Here is a 5,203-nt window from a genome sequence, read left to right as displayed (position 1 = left end):
CGAGCGCCACCAGCACGGCCAGCGCGACGGTGACCACCGTGACCTGGCTGATCACGACGCCGCCGACGGTGAACGCGGGCCCGGCCAGCAGCGGGGCCGACCCCAGCCGCCGTCAGCTGCTGGACGTGCTCAACGAGCGCAACGGCCAGACCCTGCGCGAACTGTGCGGAGGCCTGGACATGGCCCGTCAGTCGGTCAGCAAGCACCTGGCCGTGCTCGAAGCGGCCGGACTGGTCACGACGACCTGGCGCGGCCGCGAAAAGCTGCACCACCTCGACGCCGCGCCGATCAACGCGATCGCCGAGCGCTGGATGACCCGCTACGACCGGCGGCGGGCCGGCGCGCTGGCCGATCTGAAACGAGCCTTGGAGTCCGAACCCGTGAACGAATTCGCGTACACCACCTACATCAGCACGACCCCGGAAAAGCTCTGGCAAGCGCTTACCGAACCGGCGTTCACCCGGCAGTACTGGGGCGTCGCTTTCGAAACCGACTGGACGAAGGGCTCGCCGATGACCTGGGCGGAAAGCGGCGCGAAAACGAGCCACCCCGACCAGGTCGTGCTCGAATCGGACCCGTACCGGCGGCTTTCCTACACCTGGCACACGTTCACCCAGGAATGGGCGGACGGAAACGGGATCGACGCGGAAACACTGGCCGAATTGCAGGCGGAAGGTCGGTCGAAGGTCACTTTCACGCTCGAACCGCAGGGGGAGACCGTGAAGCTGACGGTGCTGCACGACGGCTTCGAACCGGACAGCACGGTCATGGCGATGTGCAGCCAGGGCTGGCCGGCACTGCTGTCGAGCCTGAAGACGCTGCTGGAGACGGGATCTCCGCTGCCGTGACCAACCGAACCAACCGGACCAACCGTCCCAAACAGACAGATCTGGCACAGGGAAACGTCTGATTTCTCCCCCTTTCGTGGGCGACCGGTTGAAGTCCCGGTGAATTCCCTCATTTCGACGGCATCCGATGCGGTTTTCCGGGCGATAGGCTCGCATAATCCGTGACCGGTGATGGTCCGATCGAGTGACGGGAGAGTGTGCGTGCCGGGGTCAGTGCGTAGCCGCTGGATCGTGGCGGCCGTGGTCGTGGCCGTCGCGGCGGGAGCCGTCGTGGCGTTCTGGCCGGACAGCGCGGCCGCCGGCGACCCGGAGATCGCGGTGTCGCGCTCGTCGTGCGGCACCGGCTGGTCGGAACCGAAGCCCGGGCCGCAGACGTTCCGCCTGCACAACACCGGATCGGTGACGGCCGAGGTCGACCTGATCGACCCGGCGACCGGCGTGATCTACGGCGAGGTCGAGGGCCTCGGCGCGGCGACCACCCGGCCGTTGCAGGTCAACCTCGGAAACGGCAGCTACGCATTCCGCTGCCTGCCCGAGGACGCGGGCGCGATCGTCGGGCCGGCCGTGCAGGTCAGCGGCGGGGCGGAGCGGACCGGCCCGGGCGTCGCGCCGGTGACGCACAACGACCTGCTCGGGCCGCTCAAGGCCTACCAGCAGCACGTCACTACGGGGCTCGCCGAGCTGGTCACGAACACGGGCGCGCTGAAGAGCGCCGTCCACGGCGGCGACCGCGCGGCGAGCGAGACGGCGTGGCTGACGGCCCACCTGACCTACGAGCGCCTGGGCGCGGCGTACGACGCGTTCGGCGACTCGGACGGCGCCATCAACGGCACCGCGGACGGCCTCCCGAACGGCACGTCGGACCCGGGTTTCACCGGTTTCCACCGCCTCGAGCAGGGCCTGTGGCACGCCGAGGACCTGCCCGCGCTCGGCGCGACGGCCGACCAGCTGGACACCGACGCCCGCGCGCTGCAGGCGTCGTTCGCCGAGAGCCAGGTCGACGGCAACGACCTCGGCCTGCGCGCGCACGAGATCATGGAGAACACGCTGCAGTTCGAACTGACGGGCCGCACGGACTACGGCAGCGGCACCAACCTGGCCACGGCCCGCGCGAACCTCGACGGCACCCGCGCGGTGCTGGACGTACTCCGCCCGCTGCTGGCGCCGAGGTACCCGGATCTGTCCAAGGTGGACAGCTGGCTGACCCGCACCCAGACCACTTTGGACGCGGCCCACCGGCCGGACGGCAGCTGGACACCGCTGGCGGAGCTGCCGCAGAAGGAGAGGCAGAAGCTGAACGCCGACGTGAGCGAGCTGACGGAGCTGCTGGCCCCGATCGCCGCGATCGCGGAGCCGAGGAGGGTCTCGTGACCGACTGCCCCGTGCCGCACGCGACCGGTGTCCCCCGCCGCTCCTTCCTCCGCCGGGCCGCGGTGGGTGCGGGCCTCACCGTTGCCGCCGGGGCCGGGCTCGGTGCTTCCTCCGGTGCCACCACCACCGACAGCACCGCTCCCGTTGCCTTCCACGGCAAAAACCAAGCCGCCATCCTCCGGGTCCCGCCGACCCAGACGATCGTCGCCTCCTTCGATGTCGTCGCCGAGTCCAAAACCGAGCTGGCCGACCTCTTCCGCGCCGTCACCGATCGGGCGCGGTTTCTCACCGGGGGCGGGGCACCCGCCGCCCTGGGGATCACCGCTCCACCCGCCGACTCCGGGGTTCTCGGGCCCGTGGTGCCCGGTGGGGATCTGGGCGTGATCCTCGGTGTCGGCGCGTCGCTGTTCGACGAGCGGTACGGGCTCGCGAAGCTCAAGCCCGCCAGGCTGAAGCCGATGACGACGTTCGCGAACGACGCCCTCGATCCCGCCCAGTGCCACGGTGACCTCAGCCTCACGCTGTCCGCCAACTCGACCGACACCGTCCTGCACGCCCTGCGCGACATCGCCCGCGCGACCCGCGGCGGCATGCAGCTGCGCTGGAAGCTCAACGGCTTCAGCTCCCCGCCGCGGCCGACAGGCACTCCGCGCAACCTGATGGGCTTCAAGGACGGCATCTCGAACCCGGAAGTGTCCGAAGCAGACAGTCGAGTGTGGACGAAAGCGGGCGAACCCGCGTGGGCCGAGGGCGGCAGCTACCAGGTCGTCCGGCTGATCCGGATGCTCGTCGAGTTCTGGGACCGGGTCTCGCTGGCCGAGCAGGAGAACATGTTCGGCCGCCGCCGCGACACCGGCGCTCCGCTCGACGGCACCGAGGAGACCGACGTCCCCCGCTACGCCGACGACCCGATCGGCACCGTGATCCCGCTGACCAGCCACATCCGGAAGGCCAACCCGCGCACGCCGGAGACCGACGCCAGCCGGATCCTGCGCCGCGCGGTGAACTACGACCGCGGCATCGACAGCAACGGCAACCTCGACATGGGCCTGATCTTCGTCTGCTACCAGCAGGACCTGGAGCGCCAGTTCGAAGCGGTCCAGACGCGGCTGGCCGACGAACCCCTCACCGACTACATCTCCCCGTTCGGCGGCGGCTACTTCTTCGCGCTCCCGGGCGTCACCGGGCCGGATGACCACTTCGGCCGCTCTTTGCTCGCCTGACCGGCGAACCCACCACGAAAGGAATCCACTGTGGACAAGAGAACCCGCCGGCGACGGCGTGGCCTGCTCGGCGCCGGGGCCCTCGCCTCGGTGGCCACGCTGGCCATCGTCACCGGATCCGCGGCGACCACCGCGGAAGCCCAGCCGCTGCACACCTTCCCGGCGCAGTGGCTCCCGACCTCGACGCCGATCAAGCACGTCGTGGTCATCTTCGGCGAGAACATCTCGTTCGACCACTACTTCGGCACCTACCCGAACGCGGCCAACACCGACGGCACCCCGTTCACCGCCGCGCGCAACACCCCGAAGGTCAACGGCCTCGACAAGAAGCTGCTGACGAACAACCCGAACGCGTACAACCCGAAGCGGCTCACGCACGAGCAGGCGATGACCTGCGACCAGAACCACAACTACGGCGCCGAGCAGGCCGCCTTCAACGGCGGCAAGATGGACAAGTTCGTCGAGAAGACCGAGACGGACAAGTGCACCGGCCAGCCGGTGCTGTTCGGCGAGCCCGGCCTGGTGATGGACTACTACGACGGCAACACCGTCACCGGCATGTGGAACTACGCGCAGCACTACTCGATGAACGACAACTCGTTCAACACGGTGTTCGGCCCGTCCACGCCGGGCGCGCTGAACCTGATCTCCGGCCAGACCCACGGCGGCCGAGCGGTCGACCCGGTGACGCACGAGCCGGTCAGCGACGCCTACGTGGTGTCCTCGCCGGACGCGAACGGCGTCGGCACGGTCATCAACGACCCGGACCCGGCGTGGGACGACTGCTCGGGCAAGAACCACACGAGCAAGGACAACCTGGCCACCATGCACGGCCGCAACATCGGTGACCTGCTCAACCAGCGCCACGTGACGTGGGGCTGGTTCCAGGGCGGCTTCCGCCCGACCGGGTCGGCGAACGGCTACGCGGTCTGCGGCCAGACCCACACCAACGTCGGTGGCAACGCGGTCGTCGACTACAGCCCGCACCACGAACCGTTCCAGTACTACCCGTCGACGGCGAACCCGAAGCACCTCCCGCCGTCCTCGGTGCAGGCGATCGGCCAGACCGACCGCGCGAACCACCAGTACGACACCTCGGACTTCGACGCCGCGCTCAAGGCCGGCTCGATGCCCGCGGTGAGCTTCCTGAAGGCACCGGAGTACCAGGACGGCCACGCGGGGTACTCGGACCCGCTGGACGAGCAGCAGTTCGTGGTCGGCGAGATCAACAAGATCCAGCAGTCCCCGGAGTGGAAGTCGACCGCCATCGTCCTGGCCTACGACGACTCCGACGGCTGGTACGACCACGCGTCGTCGCAGATCGTCAACGGCTCGCACGACGCCGCGCAGGACCAGGCGGTGTGCACGGGCAAGCCGACGAAGGTGGGCTCCTACGCGGACCGCTGCGGCTACGGCCCGCGGCTGCCGCTCCTGGTGGTTTCGCCGTACAGCAAGGTGAACCACGTCGACCACACGCAGACGGACCAGACCTCGGTGCTGAAGTTCATCGAGGACAACTGGTTCGCCGGCCGGATCGGCGACTCGTCCTTCGACTCCCGCGCGGGGTCGATGAACGGGATGTTCGACTTCTGGTGGCCGCAGGCGAAGGCGGTCACGCTCGACCCGAAGACCGGTGCCGTGACGCACCGCTAGCAAACCCGTCGTGAGTGAGAAACAGGGTTCCAACGCGCCGGATTTCGGCGCCGGCTTCGATCGCGTGCTCGGTCAGCAGGCGGTCGATGACCGGCTGGTGGATGCCGA

The 5,203-nt window shown here is 69.2% G+C and carries 4 protein-coding genes; all 4 read left to right on the top strand.

Annotated features, from left to right (window positions below; translation table 11 throughout):
* Positions 1-68: 68 nt before the first annotated feature.
* Positions 69-848: an SRPBCC domain-containing protein gene (locus tag ABZ342_RS48815; protein WP_360488904.1), complete on the top strand. Its 780-nt coding sequence runs from the start codon at positions 69-71 to the stop codon at positions 846-848.
* A 213-nt stretch (positions 849-1,061) separates the two neighbouring features.
* Positions 1,062-2,219 (top strand): EfeM/EfeO family lipoprotein, encoded by a 1,158-nt coding sequence (locus tag ABZ342_RS48810; RefSeq protein ID WP_360488902.1) that lies wholly within the window; start codon positions 1,062-1,064, stop codon positions 2,217-2,219.
* On the top strand, positions 2,216-3,442 hold the full coding sequence (locus tag ABZ342_RS48805) for a Dyp-type peroxidase (protein WP_360488900.1): 1,227 nt from the start codon (positions 2,216-2,218) through the stop codon (positions 3,440-3,442). The genes ABZ342_RS48810 and ABZ342_RS48805 overlap by 4 nt, the downstream gene beginning before the upstream one ends.
* Before the next feature lie 30 nt (positions 3,443-3,472).
* On the top strand, positions 3,473-5,095 hold the full coding sequence (locus tag ABZ342_RS48800; RefSeq protein ID WP_360488898.1) for an alkaline phosphatase family protein: 1,623 nt from the start codon (positions 3,473-3,475) through the stop codon (positions 5,093-5,095).
* The last annotated feature ends 108 nt before the right edge of the window (positions 5,096-5,203 follow it).

This window comes from Amycolatopsis sp. NPDC005961, assembly GCF_040629235.1.
Classification (GTDB): domain Bacteria; phylum Actinomycetota; class Actinomycetes; order Mycobacteriales; family Pseudonocardiaceae; genus Amycolatopsis; species Amycolatopsis camponoti.
This window is presented reverse-complemented; position numbering and strand designations above follow the sequence as displayed.